A 19107-nucleotide genomic window follows, 5' to 3' on the forward strand; every position below is an offset into this window, starting at 1 on the left:
GTGTTCGAGGTAGGTCGGTCAGGTAGGGTGGATAAGCGGTGAAGCCGCGTCATCCACCAAGGCGACCTGGCGGTATGATGGCACTGAAGGGCTGGGTCAGTCGTTCAATCGAGGTAGGGTGATAAAGAATTCGCTACCCCCCTGAGGTCCATCCCGATAGCCGACTTCGCCACCCAGTTGGCGGCTGATCTCGCGGGTGATTGCCAACCCCAGCCCGGTACCGGGCAGCTTCCGTCGGTCGCTACCATCGGCCTGAGAGAACCGCTTGAACAATTCGCTGCGAAAGTCTGGCGCAATACCGGGACCCGAGTCCCGCACGCGAATTTCAATAACGTTCGCTTGCGGTGCGACCGAAATTTCCACGGCACCCCCCTCGGGAGAAAATTTGATCGCATTAGAGATCAGGTTGTTCAGTGCCTGCATCAGGCGCGTGCCATCGACGTTGACTTGTACCTCTGGCCAGCTATCTGGCGCTACCAATTGAACGTCGTGCTGTGCTCCGTAGCTGGTCATCGAGTCGATGGCTTCATCCAGGAGTGGGCCGACAGTCTGCTGCTCGAAATTCATCGGCATTTTCCCTGCGACGAGTTTCTCCATATCCAGTAGGTCATTGATCAGTGAGGACAAACGGTCTGCGTTTCGTTGAGCGGTATGAAGCATCTTTGCGGCTCTATCTGACATCGAGCCCAAAGCGCCTCCGGCCAGCAGGCCAAGCGATCCCTTGATCGACGTCAGGGGAGTGCGAAGTTCATGGCTGACCGTGGCGATGAATTGATCCTTCATTCGCTCCAGTCGGCGCCGTTCGCTGATGTCTTCGATCAAGGACCAGATTACAGGCCGTCCGTCCGGATCCTGGCTGAGCATGCCCTGCAGTTTTACCGGGTAGCGACTACCATCCTTGCGGATGTACTCCTTCTCGAAAGGGCCATACCGTCCCTGGGTTTTCAGATCGTTCAGTGCCCTCTGTTCGTCTTCAGCGTATTCCTCGGGGGTGATCTGCCAGTAACTCAACTGAACAAATTCTTCGCGGGTGTAGCCGGTGGGTTTGATCAGCGCATCGTTCAGATCAATGAAGCGACCGGTTTTGTAGTCGTTTAACGCCATGCCGATGGGGGCGAACTCAAACAGGCTGCGGAACCGGGTTTCATTTCGCTCAAGTGCCTGTCGCGCCAGCTCTTGATCGTGAATATCGTGCAGGTAGCCGTGCCAAAGGGTGCTGCCGTCACTTAGACGCTCTGGGCGCGCCTGTCCCGCAATCCACCGATAATGGTTATCTCGCGTTTTCACCCGATAGGTTCCCTGCCAGGTTTTGAGGGAGTGGTTCGACGCCTCTATGGTTTGTGTGATTGCCTCCAGGTCGTCGGGGTGAATGGTCTCAAATACGGAACTGGCATCTCTGGCGGCCTGGTCCGGTCTGATACCATAAAGGCTTTCGATCTGATGAGAGCTGAACGGAAAGGTCGATCTGCCATCCGGGAAAAGCCGATACTGATATACCATGCCGGGCAGTTGGGCCATTAGTTTGTTCAATCGCTCATTCCCGGTATCGCTTTCCAATAAGTCTGAAACCCAGCGCGTGAGCAGTCGAATGAACAAACGGTCGGTCTCGTCAAAATCCTCTCCTCGTTGGCTGGACGACGAGAAGTTCAGAGTGCCGAAGGATTCACCTTCGACCGTCAAAGTGACGCCTATGTAAGAGCCCAGGGGTAGACTCTGATAGCACGGGTGCTCGGCGTATGGGCTGCTCGGGGCATCCGAAAGAAACAGTTCCGTCTCTCCCCCGGAAAAGAGCAATTGACACCAGGTGGCGTCCAGGCTGAAGGTCTGTCCCGGCTGAATGCCGGTGTCCGGCTCGGCATCGACCCAGCGAGCGGTATACACGTCACTCTCGATCTTGCTGATAATAGCCAACTCCATGCCGAGAAACTGTCTCGCCTTGGCGAGCGCGTAACACAGTTTGTCGTTGACCGTCTCTCGCGTATTGAAAGCGATATCGTTCAGAAGCACCAATACTTCGTGGTGTTTGTTCAATTGAGCGAGCGATTCTTTTTCGCGGGAAATGTCGACAATCAGCCCTTCAAGAACTCTGTTTTCTGACCTGCTTCCTGCGACCGCACGTCCGCGCTCCTCTACATGGTGAATGCCTCCGGTGCGATGGCGTATGCGGTACTCGAGGTGCCAGTCCTCGTCGTTATCGACCGCGCTTTGGATGGTTTGGGCAACCCGCTCAACATCGTCGGGGTGGATCAGTGTGGTGAGATTGATTTCGGTGTTGTTGATCAGCTCCTCGGCCTTGTAGCCGCTGAGGGTTTGGACCTGATCGTTGACGTAAAGTACAGTCGAGGGGGTGTCGTGTCGGCACCGGTAGGCAACCCCTGGCATGTTGGCGATCAGGGAGGAGAACTCTTCGAGACTTTCTTCGATGGTCTGTTGGGCTTTAATGTCCCGGCTGATGTCGGCATGAGTGCCATACATCAGCAGAGGTTCCCCCTCGGCCGTCCATTCGAAGACCTGCCCCCTGTCGTGCACCCATACCCAATGCCCTTGCTTATGACGCATTCGTGCCTTGCAGTCATAATGTCTCGTCTCGCCACGGAAGTGGGCGTTCAGTAGCGCTTCGGACTGGGCCAGATCGTCCGGATGCGCAAGACTCATCCAGGTGTCGATCGATATGGGCGCCAACTCGGCCAATGTATAGCCGACGATTTCTGCCCAGCGTTCATTGAAAACCGTTTCGCCCGTTTGTACATTCCATTCCCAAGTGCCCACATCGGTGCCTTCAATAACCAGGCGGGCTTGTCGCTCGCTGTCTACCAGCGCTGACTCCAGCTCCAGGCGAGAAGCGCTGATGGGGGCTTCGCTCCGCATCAGGTTTTCGCTCAGAGACACGAGGTCCTTCAATTGGTTGTACTGATCCGCATCAATTGACCGGGGGCGAGTATCGAGCAGGCATAAAGTCCCAATCGGGTGATCGTCGGAATCCCGGAGCGCGGCACCCGCGACGAAACGGACAAAAGGTTCTCCGGACACCCACGGCGAATCTCTGAATTGTGGATCGACTGACGCATCTTCGACGGTGAGCGGGTCAGAGGCGGAGGCACAAAGTATGTGCTCCAGTATCCGGTCACCTTCTGGTATGCCGGAAAGGGCTTGTCCGTCACTGCATACCAGCCGTTGTCGACCATTATCCGTCAGTGAAATCAATGCAATCGGCATGTCGAGGAGCTGTCTCGCCATGCGGTTGATCCGCTCGAGGTCAAGTACGGGGGTGCTGGATGTACTCATAGATGTTATGGCTCTATACCCAACCCGGAGGGTTGTGGGTCAATCGGACAAGGCTAAACACACTTGGTTGCGGCCGGAATCTTTTGCGTCGTACAGTGCGTGATCCGCTTTTTCGATCAGCGTGTCGGGCAGTGCATCCGGAAACTGGTCGCTGTCGGTAACGCCTGCAGAGAGCGTACAGTAAAAATGTCGACCGTTGCCAAAAAACCGTATCCCTGCAAATGCCTCGCGAAGCTCATCCACTAACTGAACGGCTTTCTCGGCGGTGCATCCCGGCAGTACCAGAGCGAACTCTTCACCCCCGTAGCGACCCAGGCGGTCCGTGGCCCGGAAGTGTTGCCGCAAAAACGTCCCTACAGAGCTGATGACCAAATCACCTACCGCGTGACCATATTGATCATTGACCGCTTTAAAATGATCAATGTCCAGCATCACGACACTGAACGGCCTTGCGGTTCTTCTGGAGGCCTGCCATTCCGCCTCAAGGGCTTCTTTGATGCTGGCGTGGGTCATGAGGCCGGTCAAGCCGTCTCGCGTCATCGCGTGCTTCAACTCCCGAAGGCGCCGGACCCGGCTTTCGCTCAGGCTGACAAGCAGCTTTGGATCGACCGGTTTTTCCAGAAATGCATCGCCACCGGTCATCAGGGCCTCGGTGCGCTTTTGCGGGTTCGACTCAGCGGACAGGTACACAATGGGGAGGTTGGCCCAGCGCTCGAATTGGGATAACACGGCCACCAATTCAACGCCCGACACATCAGGGAGGGACAGATCCATAAGAATCAGTTCCGGGTCGAACTCGCTGACCACCTGAAGCAGTTTGTCGGGTTCACTCAGCCAACGCACCTCCATTCCGGCGTGCTCCAGAATGTGCTGGCAGTATTGAGCGAGTGGCGCGTCGTCTTCAACAATCAGAACCCGCTCGGGCTCACCGTCTTTCATTTTCAGTAGCCGAGCGGCATACGCCGCAAGCTGGGGAACGTCCAATGGCTTGGCAAAATAGCCTCGTGCGCCACTGCGGACTGCTTGAAGTCTGGCGCGATATGTCTCTTCCGCTCCGGTAAAGATGATTGGACAATGAAAACCGGCCAACAATGGCTTCCAGTAATCTGAGCCGACTGTCTCAGAGTCCTCAATAGTAGAAGCGCGATGATCAACGATCAGAAGGTCGGGAGTGGGGGCATCACGCTGATTCAACTCAGCGGCATCACGCAAATGTCTGACTTCAAAGCCAAAACTCTGTAGCTGCTGACCTACATACTCAGCCAACATGGCGTCTCTCTCCAGCAGCCAAACCTGGTGTTGACCGTCGGTGTCACTCGTTGAACGCGACTCCAGTCCCAGGGCGCTTTCACCACGTTCATCCGCTCGTAGTGCCTTCTGAAGAAGCTCGGCCCAGTGGGTGGTGGATAACCCCGAGGTCTGGCTTTTTTTTCCGTCAAGGTGGTCCGCCAGCCGTCGCTCCAGGGCTCTGGCCTGGTGTCCCAGCTGTGGGAATCCGAAGGTTCCGGCGGACCCGGCCAAGCGGTGCAGGGCGTGGTGTAGTGCCTGCATGGAATCGCTTTCTGGAGAGTTTTGTCTGGCAGTGCCCATGACGCTTTCAATCTCGGCCAGCTCTCTTTTAAGGCGTTGACGATAAGCGGCTTTCAAAGAGTCCAGACGGGAGTTCAAAACCTGGGTGTCGGAGAAGTCAGCCATTAATTCGATCCCAAATCGCTCGGACATCATCGGCCAGTATCATGGGGTCGAAGGGCTTGCGCACGACATCGTTCACACCCAGGCTCCGATAGCGGTCGAGCTCCTCTGGGTGCACTTTGGCCGTCATGAACGCCACTGCGGTCTCGGAGCTGATGGACCCCTGACGGCGCAAGGCTTCCAGGGTCTCGGGGCCATCCATTTCAGGCATCATGACATCCAGAAGCAGCAGTTGGGGCTCAAAAGCATCGACGTTCGCCAGAGCCGCTTGGCCGGACTCGCAGACGAGAACGTCAAGTCCCCCGAGATCGCGCAGCGCCAGGGTGGCGATTTCACGAATATCCGAGTCGTCCTCGACATACATGACTTTCTCGAGTGGGGGCATGCTCAGGTCTCAATTTGAAGGTTCATTTCTAAATTAGCAGACTCCGATTCAGTAATCCACCAATGACCAGGCCTTCGTTTGGACGGCCCCGTCCCGACGGCATACGCGAGTTTTTAGGCCTGCAGACAAGCGAAGTTAGGCCAAATACCAATAAATTAGAATATGCTAAATTAGATATGTTGACAATTTGTCGATATTGCGTTTTTATGATGTCACTGTCAATACGGAGGCGGAAATCCGAATGAACGCATTCACCGCGGGTCTGGAAGAGATGCAGGCCCACAGCCGCGACGCGGCCAACCTGCTGAAACAGATGAGTAATGAGCACCGGTTGATGGTGCTTTGCACCCTGGGGGCCGGGGAGATGTCCGTGGGCGAGCTGAACGAGCACATTCCCCTCAGCCAGTCGGCCCTGTCCCAGCACCTGGCCAACCTGCGTCGGGCGGGCCTGGTGGCGACCCGCAAGGAGTCCCAGACGGTGTATTACCGCCTGGCGGGAGACAAGGCCATGCGCGTGATCCGGGTGCTGCAGTCCATTTATTGCCCGGGGTTGATGCCCGAGCAGGCCGAGGCGTAAGTAGCGATTACAAACGGATACCACGACAGGTTGCGTAGGGCGGATAAGGCCGCAGGCCGCATCCGCCGTAACCGAACCACGCTGCATCCGCCGTAACCAAGCCTCGCCGCCCCAACGCCACCCGGCCGCAATCCGAACATCAAACATCCAATACCGGAGGCCCCATGCCCAAACAACCGTTGGTCGAACCCTTTCTCGATCCGGATACCGAAACCTTCAGCTACGTGGTCTACGACCACGAAGTCGGCCACGCTGCAGTGATTGACCCGGTGCTGGACTACGACCCCAAGGCCGGCCAGACCAGCACCGAGGGCGCCCAGCGGCTGGTGGATTTCGTGCGCGAGAAACACCTGACGGTCGACTGGATCTTTGAAACCCACGCCCACGCGGATCACCTTTCCGCCGCGCCCTTTGTGCGCGAGCAGGTCGGCGGCGAGCTGGCCATTGGAGATCAGATCGTCCAAGTGCAGGAAATCTTCCGTAAGATCTTCAACTTCGAGAAAGAATTCCTGCCCGATGGCAGTCAGTTCGACAAACTGTTTGCCGAAGGGGAGACCTTCACTTTTGGCGAGCTGGAGGGGGAGGTGATCTACACCCCCGGCCACACCCCGGCGGATATGGCCTGGCGGATTGGCGATGCGATCTTTGTCGGCGACACCCTGTTTATGCCGGACCGGGGCACGGCCCGCTGTGACTTTCCGGGCGGTGATGCGCGCCGGATGTACCGCTCGGTGAAGAAGTTACTGGAGTTTCCGGATGAATACCGGATGTTCATGTGCCACGACTACCCGGGTGAGGAGCGCGACCACCAGTGTGAAACCACCGTGGGGGCCCAACGCAAGGGCAATATCCACGTGGGTGAGGGGAAAAGCGAAGACGAATTTGTGCAGCTGCGGGAGGAGCGAGATGCGACCCTGGGAATGCCGCGGTTGATTCTGCCATCGGTGCAGTTGAATGTCCGGGCGGGCCAGTTCCCGCCGGCGGAGGATAACGGTACCCGGTATTTCAAGATTCCGATCAATACGTTGAGTGGGTGTGGTAAGCCGTAAATTGTTGTGTGAGAGGTGACGGCGGATGCGGCCTCCGGCCTTATCCGCCCTACGCAGCCCACGTCACTCCGCGTAGGGCGGATAAGGCCGGAGGCCGCATCCGCCGTCACCCAAATTTAACGCCGCGGAAACACCCGCAACAACACCAATACTATCCCGCACAATATGGCCACCGGCCAGCTCCCCCACCCCATAAACGGCGTTATGCCGCTTCGGGGTTGCACACTGCCCTCGAGATTCGTCTGCACAAACTGCTCGGCCCGCTTTTCAATCTGACCTTTATGACCCACAAAGGCGCTGACTCCATTATTGGTGGCCCGAATCATCGGCCGCCCGGTTTCCAATGCTCGCATACGGGCCATCTGCATATGCTGCAGCGGGCCGATGGAGTCGGCAAACCAGCCGTCATTACTGATGGTAAGCAGCACCTGCCGATCCCGCGCACTGCGGGCCACCAGGTCCGGGTACACGACTTCATAACAGACAGACGCGGAGATTCCCACATCGCCAATCTGCAATCCGCTTTGCTCCCAGGGGCCGCGGCTGATGATGGAGGTGGGCAGGTCAAAGAAGTCGATCAGCCCGCGCAACCAATCCTCCAGCGGCACGTATTCCCCAAAGGGCACGAGGCGGCGCTTGTGGTAGATCCCCAGCGCCGGGCCGAGCCCGACCACGCTGTTGTAGTACTCCCCTTTGCGTCGCTCATCGAAAATGATCCCGGTGATAAAGCCGGTCTCGGTCTCCTCCGCGCGTACATTGAGCGTTTCCAGATAGGGCAGCATCTGGTGGTACACCCTGGGAATGGCCGCTTCGGGCCAGATCAGCCAGTCGTTGTCCCAGAGGTCTTCGCTCAGGCCATCGAGCCGCTTCAGAGTGGGCTCAAAAAATGTCGGGTCCCACTTACGGTCCTGGGGAATGTTGGGCTGGATCATACCGACGGTGACCGGCTCTCCCTGAGGCTGGGTCCATTCAATCTGGTTCAGCCCCCAACCGATGGGCCAAAGGCCAAACACCAGAAGAGTGGCCGCGATTTGAATGCGCGGGCGGGATGGGCGAAGGAGCCATTGGGCGATGATGCTGGCGGTCAACAACAGGATCAGGCTCAGCCCCAGCACCCCGGTTACCGGCGCCCAACCGGCCAACCAGGTATCCAGATGACCGTAGCCGAGGTACAGCCAGGGAAAGCCGGTCAGCAGCCAGCCGCGCAGCCACTCACCCAACAGGTAGAGCGCGGCGAAGGCGAGCAGGGGGCCAAGTGGGTGCTGGCTGAACCAGCGGCCATAGAGGTAAAACGGCAGGCTGAACACCAGGGCGACAAACAGCACAAACAGCCCGGTCATGACCGCCGCTAGTGGGGCCGAGGCATTGCCGAAGCTGTGGATGCTGATAAAAATCCAGGACACCCCAACCCCGTAGAGGCCGATGCCGAATCCCCAGGCGCGCCACCAGGCGGTGCGACCACTCTGTTGATCCAACAAAAGGGCGAACGCCACCAGGCCGAGTAGCGCCAGTGGCCAAAGGTCAAACGGGGCAAAGCTCAGGGGGACCAGACCGCCGGCGGCCGCACACAGCAGCCAGGCGGCCCAGCCCGGTAGGCGCGCCAGCGCCGCTCGCAGTTCGGTCATGGGGTTATTCGATCAGGGTCAGCCGCACCAGATGGATCTGGCGGTTGTCCGCGTACAGTACCCGGAACTGGAAGTTGTCGATGGTGGCGACTTCGTTGCGCTTGGGCAGGTGTCCGAACTCCTGCATCAGAATGCCGCCGATGGTGTCGAAGTCTTCTTCGCTCAGGCCGGCATCGAAGTAGTCGTTAAAGTCGTCGATGGGGGTCAGGGCCTTGACGATAAAGTCGGTATCGCTGACCCGCTTGATGAACTCGTCGCTGACCTCTTCGTCGGTTTCGTCTTCGATGTCGCCGACGATCTCCTCAAGAATGTCTTCAATGGTCAGCAGCCCGGCGATCCCGCCGTATTCATCGATGACCAGGGCCATGTGGTAGCGCTTTTCCCGGAATTCCCGCAGCAGGACGTTCACCCGCTTACTTTCGGGAATGATGTTGGCCGGGCGCAGGATCGACTCCAGACTGAAGTCGGTGTTCTCTTCGAGCATCATGCGCAGCAGGTCTTTGGCCAGCAGGATGCCTTTGATGTCATCAAAGCTCTCGCCAATCACCGGGAAGCGGGAGTGGCCGGACTCGATGATTTTGGGCAGAAACTCTTTGGGGGTTTCGTCGATACGGATGGCGACAATCTGGGAGCGGGGAATCATCAGTTCCCGCGCCTGAAGGAGCGAGACGTCCAGGGCCCCCTCGATGATACTCAGTGCCTCCTGGTCGAGCAGTTTGTTGTTGGCGGCTTCTTTGATGATTTCCAGCAGTTCCTCGCGGGACTGCGGCTCACCGTTGAAGGCCTGCATCAACTTGTGCAACCAGGACCGGTCGGCGCGTTCGGTCTTGTCCGATCGGTCGGTTTTATCGGCTTTATCGGAGTAGCGGGTCTGAAGGCTGCTACTCGGAGGGTCATCGTTCATGGGTTTGAATCTGTCCTGTTGGTTGGCTTGCGCCGGGTATCGGGGCCTCGTCGTAAGGCGACGGGTAGTGTAACCGAGTCAGAATCCGGGTTTCCAGGCTTTCCATCTGGTCGGCTTCCTCCGGATCAATATGGTCATAACCTAGCAAATGCAAGGTCCCGTGCACAAGCATGTGAGCCCAGTGGGCCTCGGGGCTTTTGCCCTGCTCCTTTGCTTCCCGCGCCACCACCGGGGCGCAGACTACCAGATCGCCAAGCAAGGGCAGTTCCAGCTCGGCAGGCAGGTCGGCCGGAAAGGACAAAACGTTGGTCGGTTTGTCCTTGCCCCGATAGCGGTGGTTGAGGGCCTGGCTTTCGGCCTCGTCGACGATACAGACGCTGACCTCGGCATCGGGCTGATGGGCGCCCGCCTCAAGGGCTGCGCCAATCCAGCGTTCGATCAGCTCGGAAGAGGGGAGGCCGTCGTCCTCGGAGGCGACAGCGATATCGATGGTCAGGGGCACGTCAGTCGTCCGGGTGGCTCTCGTCGAAGGCGTCGTAGGCTTCCACGATGCGCTGCACCAGTGGGTGGCGCACCACGTCCTTGGCGGTAAAGTGGGTGAAGCTGATGCCATTGACGTTCGACAGCACCTCAATGGCGTGCCGCAGCCCGGATTTCTGGCCTTTGGGCAGGTCGATCTGGCTGGGGTCGCCGGTGATGACGGCGGTGGAGCCAAAGCCGATCCGGGTCAGAAACATTTTCATCTGTTCCCGGGTGGTGTTTTGGCTTTCGTCCAGAATCACAAAGGCGTTGCTCAGGGTGCGACCGCGCATGTAGGCCAGTGGGGCCACTTCGATCACGTTGCGCTCGATCAGTTTACCGACGGTTTCAAAGCCCAGCATTTCAAACAGGGCGTCGTACAACGGCCGCAGGTAGGGGTCCACCTTCTGGGCCAGGTCACCGGGCAGAAAGCCCAGCTTCTCGCCGGCTTCCACCGCCGGGCGTACCAGCAGAATCCGCTCGACTTCGTCTTTGAGCAGGGCTTCCACCGCGCAGGCGACCGCCAGGTAGGTTTTCCCGGTACCGGCCGGGCCCGTGCCGAAGTTGATGTCGTTGGCCTGGATGGCTTTCACATAGCGCTGCTGATTGCCGCCCCGGGGCTTGATGGTGCACTTCTTGGTGCGAATCAGCGTCATGCCGCCGGAGGCCTGATCGCCACCGGTACCGGATTCGGCGGCACCCTCGTCGGTCACGCGGTCATTCAGTTGGTCCATAAGCTCCTCGATACCGGAGGTTTGCAGGGCAAGGTGAATTTCGTCAGGGGTGAGCTCCGCCGTGTTGGTTTCGCGGTAGAGGCTCTTGAGCAGCTCAGCGGCGGTCTCGGTGGTCTGGGCATCACCGGTCAGCGCGAACTGGTTGCCGCGGTTGCGAATCTGGATATTGAGGCGCTCTTCGATCTGGCGCAGGTGCTGGTCGAACTGACCACAGAGGCTGGCGAGACGGCGGTTGTCGTCGGGTTCCAGGGTCACCCGATGGGTGACAGCGTCGGGGCTGGTTACTGCGTGACTATTCAATGAGGTGTCGTTCTCCTGTTTATGGACTTACTTTAAGCCTAAACCATAAAAATGATGGCGAAAAGGCAAATCTTCGGCCGTTTGTTTCTTAGCCCGGGTGGTTTTGCGAACCCTGGGTTATAAGAGGCTCTTGTGGTTATCTGAGCGTCCGGTCCGGGAAGGGGAAGGCCGTTCAAGACACGCCGTAAATACGGTCCTCTTCGCGCTCCCGGCGCTTCGGGACACTTCCCACATCCATGTGGGGCGTCCACGCAGGCTCGAATCGCGGGTCCCCCGCTCCACGGTCTTGAACGGTCTTCCCCTTCCCGGACCTCTGAAGTAGCGTCTCGCTTGGGTAACGGCGGATGCGCTGCGCTTATCCGCCCTACACGAACTACCATGCTATGCGTAGGGCGGATAAGGGCGAAGCCCGCATCCGCCGTCACCCCTTGTCCGGTGAGCACCCCGTTGGGCGCGAATTTACCCCGGAGGGCACGGTGCCGGGTAACCTCTTCTCAAACCCTCGCTTCACGGATGAAGCGAGGGAGCTACAGGGACGTATTCATCGCGTTTTGAGAAGAGGTTACCCGGTAGCGTGCCCGGACTCCCTACGGAGTCAATCTCTGACGCAGTATCAAGCCGCCCAATCCTGATCCAACTCGGAGCTCAACAAGGTCCCGCGCAGCGAATTCGGTAATGCCTCTTCGATCAGAATATCCGCAAACTTGCCGATCAACGCCGGGTCATCGCAGCGGAAATTTACCACCCGGTTGTTCTCCGTGCGCCCGGACAACTGACCTGGGTCCTTCTTGGAGTACCCGCTGACCAACACCCGCTCGGTATTGCCCACCATCTTGCGGCTGATGTCCTGGGCCTGCTGGGTGATACGGGTCTGCAGAATTTTCAGACGCTCTTTCTTCACTTCCATCGGCGTCTCGTCCGGCAGATCCGACGCCGGGGTGCCCGGGCGGGGGCTGTAGATGAAGCTGAAGGAGGTATCAAAGCCAATATCATGAATCAGTTTCATGGTGGCCTTGAAATCCGCGTCGGTTTCTCCCGGGAAGCCGATTATGAAGTCCGAGGAGAAGCTGATGTTCGGGCGGTTGGCCTTCAGGCGGCGCAGCTTGGACTTGTATTCCAGGGCCGTGTGGCCGCGTTTCATGGCCATCAGAATCCGGTCTGAACCGCTCTGTACCGGCAGGTGAATATGGCTGACCAGCTCCGGCACTTCGTTGTAGACATCAATCAGCGAGTCGCTGAATTCCACCGGGTGAGAGGTGGTGAAACGGATGCGGTCGATGCCGTCGATAGCGGCGACGTAGGTGATCAGCTCGGCCAGGTCGACCACGGTTCCGTCGCTGTTTTCGCCCCGGTAGGCGTTGACGTTCTGGCCCAGCAGGTTGATTTCCCGCACGCCCTGACCGGCCAGGTGCACGATTTCGGCGAGCACATCGGTGACCGGACGGCTGACTTCCTCGCCCCGGGTGTAGGGCACCACGCAGAAGGTGCAGTACTTGGAGCAGCCTTCCATGATGGAGACAAAGGCACTGACCCCGTCGGACTCTGGCTGGGGCAAGTGGTCAAACTTCTCGATTTCCGGGAAGCTGATGTCCACCACGGCGCTGTCGCCACGCGGGGTCTCGATCATTTCCGGCAGGCGGTGCAGGGTCTGGGGGCCAAAAATCATGTCCACGAAGGGCGCCCGCTTGGAGATGGCTTCCCCTTCCTGGCTGGCCACACAGCCGCCCACGCCGATCTTGAGGTCCGGTTTGGCGTCTTTCAGTGACTTCCAGCGGCCCAGCTCGTGGAACAGCTTCTCCTGGGCCTTCTCCCGGATGGAGCAGGTGTTGATCAGGATCACGTCCGCTTCTTCCGGGTTTTCCGTGGCCACCATCTGGTGCGATTCGCCCAGCAGGTCGCGCATGCGGGCGGAATCGTACTCGTTCATCTGACAGCCGTGGGTCTTGATGTAGAGCTTTTTCGGCGTCGGGGTGCTGTGCTCGGTGGTCATGGCAACAACCTGGTTAAAAAATGGTCAAATTCGAGGTCGCGCATTATAGCGATCTTGGGCCTGAAATCCCATAGATTGATCAAAATCTACCCAAAAATGGGTCTATTCAGCACGGGATTTGTGCTATTCTTCGCGCCCTTTCGATTTGTCTGGAAAACCCGAGCAGTACTATGGCCGCAAAACCCGTCTACAAAGTCATTTTCGTCAATCAGGGCCAGGTCTATGAGGTCTTCGCCTGCGCCATTTATCAGAGCGAAATGTACGGCTTTATTGAAGTGGAAGAGTTCGTTTTCGGTGAGCGCAGCCAGTTGGTGGTCGACCCGTCGGAAGAGAAGCTCAAAAACGAATTCGCCGGGGTCAAGCGCTCCTATATTCCCATGCACGCCATCGTTCGTATCGATGAGGTGGAAAAGGAAGGCGCGGGCAAGATCAGTGAATTCAAGGGCGAGAAGGTCACCCAGTTCCCCTACAGCAATTTTGCCCCCAAGCCGGGCTCGGATAACTGAGTCCGGACGCCATCGCTGGCGGCTGATCTTTCTACCTACCGGCTGAAAAACCGGATCAGTCGCCCGATCAGCATCCGCAGGTGGGCCATCATGGCCCAGATGAAGCCCGCACCCCCCACCAGTAAGCTCGCCAATACCACAAGCTCCTGCTCGATCGATGGTTCGATCAGCGTATTGGCGATATACAGCCCAACCACGCCGAGAAAGAACAGCGAAACCCCCAACCGAAACTGGCGGAAGCCCTGCTCCAGAGAGCCGGTGTAGTGCGCCTTTAGGGCGGCGAGCCATGAGTGCTTCATAAAATTGCCGGGTTCGCGATTGAAAAGCGTGTATTCCGCGTTAATTTACGGTATATAGCCGTCTGACGGCGCCGGTCCCATGGCGCCCCGGAACGTAAAGGCAGGACCACGATTGAGCACCCAACCCCTACCGCCCCGGGGCCCCTCCGACGGCGACACGCTGGATTATATCGCCGAGCAACTGGAAACCCGAGGCTATGCGGTGATACCCGCCGCTGTCCCCCCGGCACTGGTGGATCGGCTGTTTATTGAACTCAAGCAGCTCGACAGTGCGGAGTTCAAACCGGCGGGTATTGGCCGTCAGGACGACTTTCAGGTTAACCGGTTTGTGCGCTCGGACCAAATCTGTTGGTTGCAGGGGCAAAGCGAGGGCGCCGGCGGTTTTCTCGATTGGATGGAGCAACTGCGCCAGGGGCTCAACCGCCGCCTGTTTCTCGGGCTGTTTGATTACGAAGCCCACTTCGCCAGCTACCCGCCCGGCGCCTTTTACAAGAAGCACCTGGATGCGTTCAAGGGGCAGTCCAACCGGGTGCTGTCCACGGTCTTTTATCTCAACCCCCAATGGCAATCGAATGACGGTGGCGAGCTGGTGATTTACGCCGAAGACGGTGAGTCAGAGCTGGAGTGCGTCCGTCCCGAATACGGCAAGCTGGTGATTTTCCTCAGCGAAGTGTTCCCCCACGAAGTCCGTCCCGCCCAGCGTGAGCGCTATAGCATTGCGGGCTGGTTCCGGGTGAATAACAGCTCGGCGTTGGTTCCTGATCCGCCCAGATAGTGGCGTCTACCCGGCGCAGGGAAGCAGGAATCCCGCTTGGCCTTTGTGGATTGAGCTGCTATCGTCAATGATTCCGCGCTGTTGCAGCGCGAGCATCACTCACAGCAGTAGGGATCCGGCTATGCAGATTGACTGGCGCGAATACGCCTGTGGCGACTTCTACGACGAACTGATCAGCTCCCCCGGCAACCCGCGCAAAGCGGCCCGCCATCTGGCCAATTACCTTGCCTCTCTCAGCGGCGAGGAGCTTCAGGAGCGCAAGCTCTCCGCCGAGCTGGCGATCAAGACCATGGGGATCTCCTTCACCGTCTACAGCGACGCGGGCAATATTGACCGCGACTGGCCCTTTGACATCATTCCCCGGGTGATTTCCCAGCGCGAGTGGGAAAAAACCGAGCGCGGCCTGATCCAGCGCCTCAAGGCACTCAACTGCTTTATTGACGATGTCTACAACGAGCGCAAGATCATCAAGGACGGGGTTTTCCCGGAAGAGCTGTTGGCGGATTCCAAAAACTTCCGGCCGGAGTGCATTGGCATGAAGCCGGCGTTTGGGGTCTGGGCGCATATCTGCGGCACCGACCTGATTCGCGACGAGAAAGGGCAGTTTTACGTCCTGGAAGACAACCTGCGGGTTCCCTCGGGCGTGTCCTACATGCTGGAGAACCGCAAGGTCACCAAGCGGGTGCTGCCGGAGCTGTTTGAAAACCATACCATTCTGCCGGTGACCGAATACCCCAACCAACTGTTCGATACCCTGGCGGCGATTTCTCCGCGCCCCATGGAGTTTCCCGAAGTGGTGGTACTTACTCCGGGCATCTACAATTCCGCCTATTTTGAGCACTCCTATCTGGCTCAACAGATGGGTGTGGAGCTGGTGGAAGGCAGTGACCTGGTGGTAGAGGATGACATGGTGTACATGCGCACCATCAATGGCCTGGCCCGGGTGGATGTGATTTACCGGCGGATCGATGACCTGTTCCTCGACCCGGAGATGTTCAATCCCGATTCGGTGCTGGGTGTACCGGGGTTGATGCGCGCCTGGCTCAAGGGCAATGTCGCCTTGGCCAATGCCCCCGGCGCAGGGGTGGCGGATGACAAGCTGGTCTACACCTACGTGCCCAAGATGATCAAATACTACCTGGACGAAGACCCGATTCTGCCCAATGTGCCCAGTTATCTGTGCAACGACAAAAAGGATCGGGACTATGTGCTGGCCAACCTCGACAAACTGGTGGTCAAGCCGGCCAATGAGTCCGGCGGCTACGGTATGTTGATGGGGCCCCAGGCGAGCAAGAAAGAGCGGGAAGCCTTCGCCCAGAAGATCAAGGCCAATCCGCGCAACTATATGGCGCAGCCGTTGATGTCCCTGTCCACGTCGCCGGTGGTGACGCCGCGCAACGCCGAACCGCGACACATCGACTTGCGGCCGTTCATTCTTCAGGGGCGGGATCATCATGTCACCCCCGGTGGCCTGACCCGGGTGGCGATGACCAAGGGCTCCTTTGTGGTGAACTCCTCCCAGGGGGGTGGCAGTAAAGACACCTGGATCGTGGTTGAGGGGGATAAATAAGATGTTGTCACGAGTTGCAGAACGTATTTACTGGATGAGCCGATACATGGAGCGCAGCGAAAACGTGGCGCGCCTGGTCAATGTCAACTCTCACCTGCTGATGGATCTGCCCCGGGGTATCCGGGTGGGCTGGGGCTCACTGATCAAAATCAGTGGCACCGGCGATTACTTCAATCGGGGCGATACCGAGGAAGCCGATGAGCGCACGGTGGTGCGCTTCATGCTGTCGGATCGCGACAATCCGGCCTCGCTGCTCAACTCACTGAGCTGGGCGCGGGAGAATGCGCGTATCACCCGGGAAATCATTCCCATGGAAGCCTGGGAGCTGATCAACAACCTGTATCTCGAGGTGAAGGACAATCTGTCCAAGTCGGTGGCCCGGCGCGAGCGCAACCGCGTGCTGCATACGGTCATTGCCAGCATTCAGCAGTTCACCGGTCTGCTGGCGGGCTGTATGAGTCACAACAGCGCCTATGACTTCATCCGCATCGGACGCAATCTGGAACGGGCCGATATGACCACCCGCATTGTCGATGCCGGCTCGGCGAACCTGTTGCCCCACCTCAGCGGTGAGGAAGATGTACTGGAGCCCTACGACAATATTCTCTGGATGAGTGTGTTGCGCTCGCTCAGCGCCTATCAGATGTACAGCCAGCATGTGCAGGACCGGGTGAACGCGGAGGATGTGGTGACCTTTCTGTTGCAGGACGGTATGTTTCCGCGTTCAGTGTCCCACAGCCTGGGTGAGCTGGAATCCTGCCTGCACAAGTTGCCCAACAGTGATGAAGCCCTGCGGGCGGTGACCGGCGTGCGCCGTCGCCTGCGCAGTGCCAACATCCCCGAGCTGCTCGAATCCGGCCTTCAGGAGTACGTCGACAACGTGCAACTGGAAGTGGCGGATATTCACCGGCAGATTGCCAATACCTGGTTCCTGCCTGTCGCCCCTCAGGCCCAGAGCCAATAACCCCTATGAAAGACTTCAAGTGCACCTGCGGCCAGCGCGTTTTCTTTGATAATAGCGAGTGCCTGAACTGCGGGCGCCTGCTGCGGTTTGATCCCGAGCGGCAGGATATGGTGGCGCTGATCCGCGAAGCCGACGGAGTGTTGGTGAGTGCCTCGGGCGAACGCTTTCACGACTGTCGCAATCACATCGAATATCAGAGCTGCAACTGGGTGCTGCCCGCCGGTGATCGTCACCGCTACTGTCGGTCCTGTCGATTGAACAAGATCGTACCGCACCTGGAACGCCCCGGGAATGTGCGCCACTGGGCCAAGCTGGAATCGGCCAAACGCCATCTGATCTACACCCTGATGCAGCTCGGGCTGCCGGTGCAGGGGCGTCATGAGGCGCCCAAAATCGGCCTGCAGTTCGCGTTCCTGGAGGACAGCCGCTCCAACGCCAATGTGCGTGAATCCTATGTGGCCACCGGCCACGCCATGGGGTTGATCACCCTGAACCTGGCCGAGGCGGACGATGCCTACCGGGAGCGGATTCGCCAGCAACTGGGGGAGTACTACCGGACCCTTCTCGGGCACTTTCGCCACGAGAGCGGTCACTATTACTACGACCTGCTGGTGCGGGGGACGGCCTGGGAGCAGGAGGTGATCGAGGTGTTTGGCAATCCCCACGTGGATTATCAGCAAGCGCTGAAAAGCCATTATAAGCAGGGGGGCAACCCGAATTGGCAGGGTACCCACATCAGCGCCTATGCCTGTTCACACCCGCTGGAGGATTGGGCCGAAACCTGGGCGCACTACCTGCACATGTGGGATACCCTGGACACCGCCCGGGCCTTTGGCTCCGCCCCCGTGGTGGCGACGGATTCGGTGGACGAGCTGGTCCAGAGCTGGGTGGAATTGACCGTGGTGCTCAACGCCCTGAATCGCAGCATGGGCCTGCCGGACGCCTATCCGTTCGTGCTGACCGACTCAGTGATCGCTAAGCTTCGTGTGATTCATCGGGTGATTGCGGCTGCCAGTCAATAGGCGGCAGTTGAACGAATGCCTCCACCAGGCGCGCATCCCAGGCTTTTTTCAGTTCCCGCAGATACTCATCGTCTTCATCGAAGCGGTTATGCTGACCGGTGAAGGAGTCCTTCTCGTAGCGCAGCAGCTCGATGGGAGGCCCCACCGTCAGGTTACTGCGCATGGTGGAGTCCATGGAGACCAGGGCGCACAGAGCGCTGGTGTCCAGGTCGGTCTTGGCGGTCAGGATACGGTCCAGAATCGGTTTGCCGTACTTGCTTTCCCCGATCTGCAGATAGCGGGTGTCTTTCGACGTGGTGATATGGTTGCCCGCCGGATACACCATCATCACCCGGGGCTTCTCGCCCTGGATCTGCCCGCCGATGATAAAGCTCGCCTCAAAGTTGGCGCTGGTGTTATCGGAGTGTTTTTCCTGCTGGGCGCGATTGACCTCACCCAGATATTCGGCGGCGTCGCTCATGGACTCAACCGTTTTCAGGCTCTGTTCGGCACCATCCTTTATGTCCCGCTTCAAGCGGGAAATCACTGCTTGGGTGGTGCCCAGGTTCCCGGCGGAGAGCACCACAAACTGACGTTCGCCCTCAATTCCGAAGCGGTACATCTTGCTGTAGGTGCTCACCTGGTCGACCCCGGCGTTGGTGCGTGAATCCGAACAGAACACCAATCCGTTCTCGACGTTGATGGCCAGGCAGTAGGTCATAGTTGGGCTCGCCCAGTAACTCAAAGGGCGCCTAGGTTAAGAGCAGTCATCCGGAGCGTCAAGGAGCGGGTGACCGAAGGGGTGGGTAACCGCTGTCAATTTGCCCGACGAGGCCCCGAATTCAGTGGTCCGACGCAGGTTTTGACGGGGAGGGTTTTGTCGAAGCGCTTTACAGGATTGGCGCCAAAAGCATTGTCGGAGGATGGGTGTT

Annotated in this window: 17 protein-coding genes; 7 read left to right on the forward strand and 10 right to left on the reverse strand. The window is 58.6% G+C overall.

Annotation, left to right across the window (positions count from 1 at the left end; genetic code table 11):
* Positions 1-96: 96 nt before the first annotated feature.
* The 3 genes from CMG77_RS06560 to CMG77_RS06570 are packed head-to-tail and all read right to left on the reverse strand — an operon-like array spanning position 97 to position 5362.
* Positions 97-3285 carry a PAS domain-containing protein gene (locus CMG77_RS06560; RefSeq protein WP_286876190.1) on the reverse strand — a complete coding sequence of 1063 codons (3189 nt, stop codon included), beginning with the start codon at positions 3283-3285 and terminating at the stop codon, positions 97-99.
* A gap of 39 nt (positions 3286-3324) precedes the next feature.
* Positions 3325-4980 carry a diguanylate cyclase gene (locus CMG77_RS06565; protein ID WP_286806991.1) on the reverse strand — a complete coding sequence of 552 codons (1656 nt, stop codon included), beginning with the start codon at positions 4978-4980 and terminating at the stop codon, positions 3325-3327.
* Positions 4973-5362 carry a response regulator gene (locus CMG77_RS06570; protein ID WP_286806992.1) on the reverse strand — a complete coding sequence of 130 codons (390 nt, stop codon included), beginning with the start codon at positions 5360-5362 and terminating at the stop codon, positions 4973-4975. Before CMG77_RS06570 ends, CMG77_RS06565 begins: the two co-directional genes overlap by 8 nt.
* Before the next feature lie 241 nt (positions 5363-5603).
* Here CMG77_RS06570 and CMG77_RS06575 point away from each other — a divergent pair, with 241 nt between their 5' ends.
* Both CMG77_RS06575 and CMG77_RS06580 read left to right on the forward strand, forming a co-directional pair.
* Complete coding sequence (locus tag CMG77_RS06575) at positions 5604-5939, forward strand: ArsR/SmtB family transcription factor (RefSeq protein WP_286806993.1); 336 nt, start codon at positions 5604-5606, stop codon at positions 5937-5939.
* Between the two features lie 164 nt (positions 5940-6103).
* A complete protein-coding gene (locus CMG77_RS06580) occupies positions 6104-6988 on the forward strand; it encodes an MBL fold metallo-hydrolase (protein WP_286876193.1) in 885 nt (294 codons plus the stop codon).
* Between the two features lie 116 nt (positions 6989-7104).
* Here the strand turns inward: CMG77_RS06580 and lnt are convergent, their stop codons facing one another.
* From lnt to miaB, 5 genes are all read right to left on the reverse strand, one after another.
* Complete coding sequence (gene lnt, locus CMG77_RS06585) at positions 7105-8613, reverse strand: apolipoprotein N-acyltransferase (RefSeq protein ID WP_286876195.1); 1509 nt, start codon at positions 8611-8613, stop codon at positions 7105-7107.
* A gap of 4 nt (positions 8614-8617) precedes the next feature.
* Positions 8618-9517: a CorC family transporter gene (locus CMG77_RS06590; protein ID WP_024460706.1), complete on the reverse strand. Its 900-nt coding sequence runs from the start codon at positions 9515-9517 to the stop codon at positions 8618-8620.
* On the reverse strand, positions 9507-10019 hold the full coding sequence (gene ybeY, locus CMG77_RS06595; protein ID WP_286805114.1) for an rRNA maturation RNase YbeY: 513 nt from the start codon (positions 10017-10019) through the stop codon (positions 9507-9509). Before ybeY ends, CMG77_RS06590 begins: the two co-directional genes overlap by 11 nt.
* 1 nt (position 10020) lies before the next feature.
* Complete coding sequence (locus CMG77_RS06600) at positions 10021-11070, reverse strand: PhoH family protein (protein ID WP_286805112.1); 1050 nt, start codon at positions 11068-11070, stop codon at positions 10021-10023.
* Between the two features lie 613 nt (positions 11071-11683).
* Positions 11684-13060 carry a tRNA (N6-isopentenyl adenosine(37)-C2)-methylthiotransferase MiaB gene (gene miaB, locus CMG77_RS06605; RefSeq protein ID WP_286805110.1) on the reverse strand — a complete coding sequence of 459 codons (1377 nt, stop codon included), beginning with the start codon at positions 13058-13060 and terminating at the stop codon, positions 11684-11686.
* A gap of 170 nt (positions 13061-13230) precedes the next feature.
* Between miaB and CMG77_RS06610 the strand changes: the two genes are divergently transcribed.
* On the forward strand, positions 13231-13566 hold the full coding sequence (locus CMG77_RS06610; RefSeq protein WP_024460702.1) for a DUF1820 family protein: 336 nt from the start codon (positions 13231-13233) through the stop codon (positions 13564-13566).
* 35 nt (positions 13567-13601) lie between these two features.
* Here CMG77_RS06610 and CMG77_RS06615 read toward each other — a convergent pair whose 3' ends face one another.
* Positions 13602-13865 (reverse strand): hypothetical protein, encoded by a 264-nt coding sequence (locus CMG77_RS06615; protein ID WP_246004354.1) that lies wholly within the window; start codon positions 13863-13865, stop codon positions 13602-13604.
* Between the two features lie 112 nt (positions 13866-13977).
* Between CMG77_RS06615 and CMG77_RS06620 the strand changes: the two genes are divergently transcribed.
* The 4 genes from CMG77_RS06620 to CMG77_RS06635 all read left to right on the forward strand — a co-directional run bounded on the left by CMG77_RS06620 (position 13978) and on the right by CMG77_RS06635 (position 18196).
* Entirely contained in the window at positions 13978-14640 is a 663-nt protein-coding gene (locus CMG77_RS06620; RefSeq protein WP_286805108.1) for a 2OG-Fe(II) oxygenase, read from the forward strand.
* Positions 14641-14761: 121 nt separating this feature from the next.
* Positions 14762-16210, forward strand: coding sequence for a circularly permuted type 2 ATP-grasp protein (locus CMG77_RS06625; protein WP_123637794.1), 1449 nt, complete (start codon positions 14762-14764; stop codon positions 16208-16210).
* Position 16211: 1 nt separating this feature from the next.
* Positions 16212-17174, forward strand: coding sequence for an alpha-E domain-containing protein (locus CMG77_RS06630; protein WP_024460698.1), 963 nt, complete (start codon positions 16212-16214; stop codon positions 17172-17174).
* Between the two features lie 5 nt (positions 17175-17179).
* Complete coding sequence (locus CMG77_RS06635; protein WP_286805104.1) at positions 17180-18196, forward strand: zinc-binding metallopeptidase family protein; 1017 nt, start codon at positions 17180-17182, stop codon at positions 18194-18196.
* On the opposite strand, the gene CMG77_RS06640 is transcribed toward CMG77_RS06635, so the two are convergent.
* A complete protein-coding gene (locus CMG77_RS06640) occupies positions 18150-18896 on the reverse strand; it encodes a proteasome-type protease (protein WP_123637792.1) in 747 nt (248 codons plus the stop codon). The two genes, CMG77_RS06635 and CMG77_RS06640, sit on opposite strands and share 47 nt — an antisense overlap.
* Positions 18897-19107: the final 211 nt, after the last annotated feature.

Source organism: Marinimicrobium sp., assembly GCF_002695945.1.
In the GTDB taxonomy this organism is placed as follows: domain Bacteria; phylum Pseudomonadota; class Gammaproteobacteria; order Pseudomonadales; family Cellvibrionaceae; genus Marinimicrobium; species Marinimicrobium koreense.

Coding starts and splice junctions, on each gene's coding strand:
- CMG77_RS06560 (WP_286876190.1), bottom strand. CDS start 3,285: ATGAGTACATCCAGCACCCCCGTACTTGACCTCGAGCGGATCAACCGC.
- CMG77_RS06580 (WP_286876193.1), top strand. CDS start 6,104: ATGCCCAAACAACCGTTGGTCGAACCCTTTCTCGATCCGGATACCGAA.
- CMG77_RS06610 (WP_024460702.1), top strand. CDS start 13,231: ATGGCCGCAAAACCCGTCTACAAAGTCATTTTCGTCAATCAGGGCCAG.
- miaB (WP_286805110.1), bottom strand. CDS start 13,060: ATGACCACCGAGCACAGCACCCCGACGCCGAAAAAGCTCTACATCAAG.
- CMG77_RS06590 (WP_024460706.1), bottom strand. CDS start 9,517: ATGAACGATGACCCTCCGAGTAGCAGCCTTCAGACCCGCTACTCCGAT.
- CMG77_RS06635 (WP_286805104.1), top strand. CDS start 17,180: ATGAAAGACTTCAAGTGCACCTGCGGCCAGCGCGTTTTCTTTGATAAT.
- CMG77_RS06615 (WP_246004354.1), bottom strand. CDS start 13,865: ATGAAGCACTCATGGCTCGCCGCCCTAAAGGCGCACTACACCGGCTCT.
- lnt (WP_286876195.1), bottom strand. CDS start 8,613: ATGACCGAACTGCGAGCGGCGCTGGCGCGCCTACCGGGCTGGGCCGCC.
- CMG77_RS06570 (WP_286806992.1), bottom strand. CDS start 5,362: ATGCCCCCACTCGAGAAAGTCATGTATGTCGAGGACGACTCGGATATT.
- CMG77_RS06630 (WP_024460698.1), top strand. CDS start 16,212: ATGTTGTCACGAGTTGCAGAACGTATTTACTGGATGAGCCGATACATG.
- CMG77_RS06640 (WP_123637792.1), bottom strand. CDS start 18,896: ATGACCTACTGCCTGGCCATCAACGTCGAGAACGGATTGGTGTTCTGT.
- CMG77_RS06575 (WP_286806993.1), top strand. CDS start 5,604: ATGAACGCATTCACCGCGGGTCTGGAAGAGATGCAGGCCCACAGCCGC.
- CMG77_RS06625 (WP_123637794.1), top strand. CDS start 14,762: ATGCAGATTGACTGGCGCGAATACGCCTGTGGCGACTTCTACGACGAA.
- CMG77_RS06565 (WP_286806991.1), bottom strand. CDS start 4,980: ATGGCTGACTTCTCCGACACCCAGGTTTTGAACTCCCGTCTGGACTCT.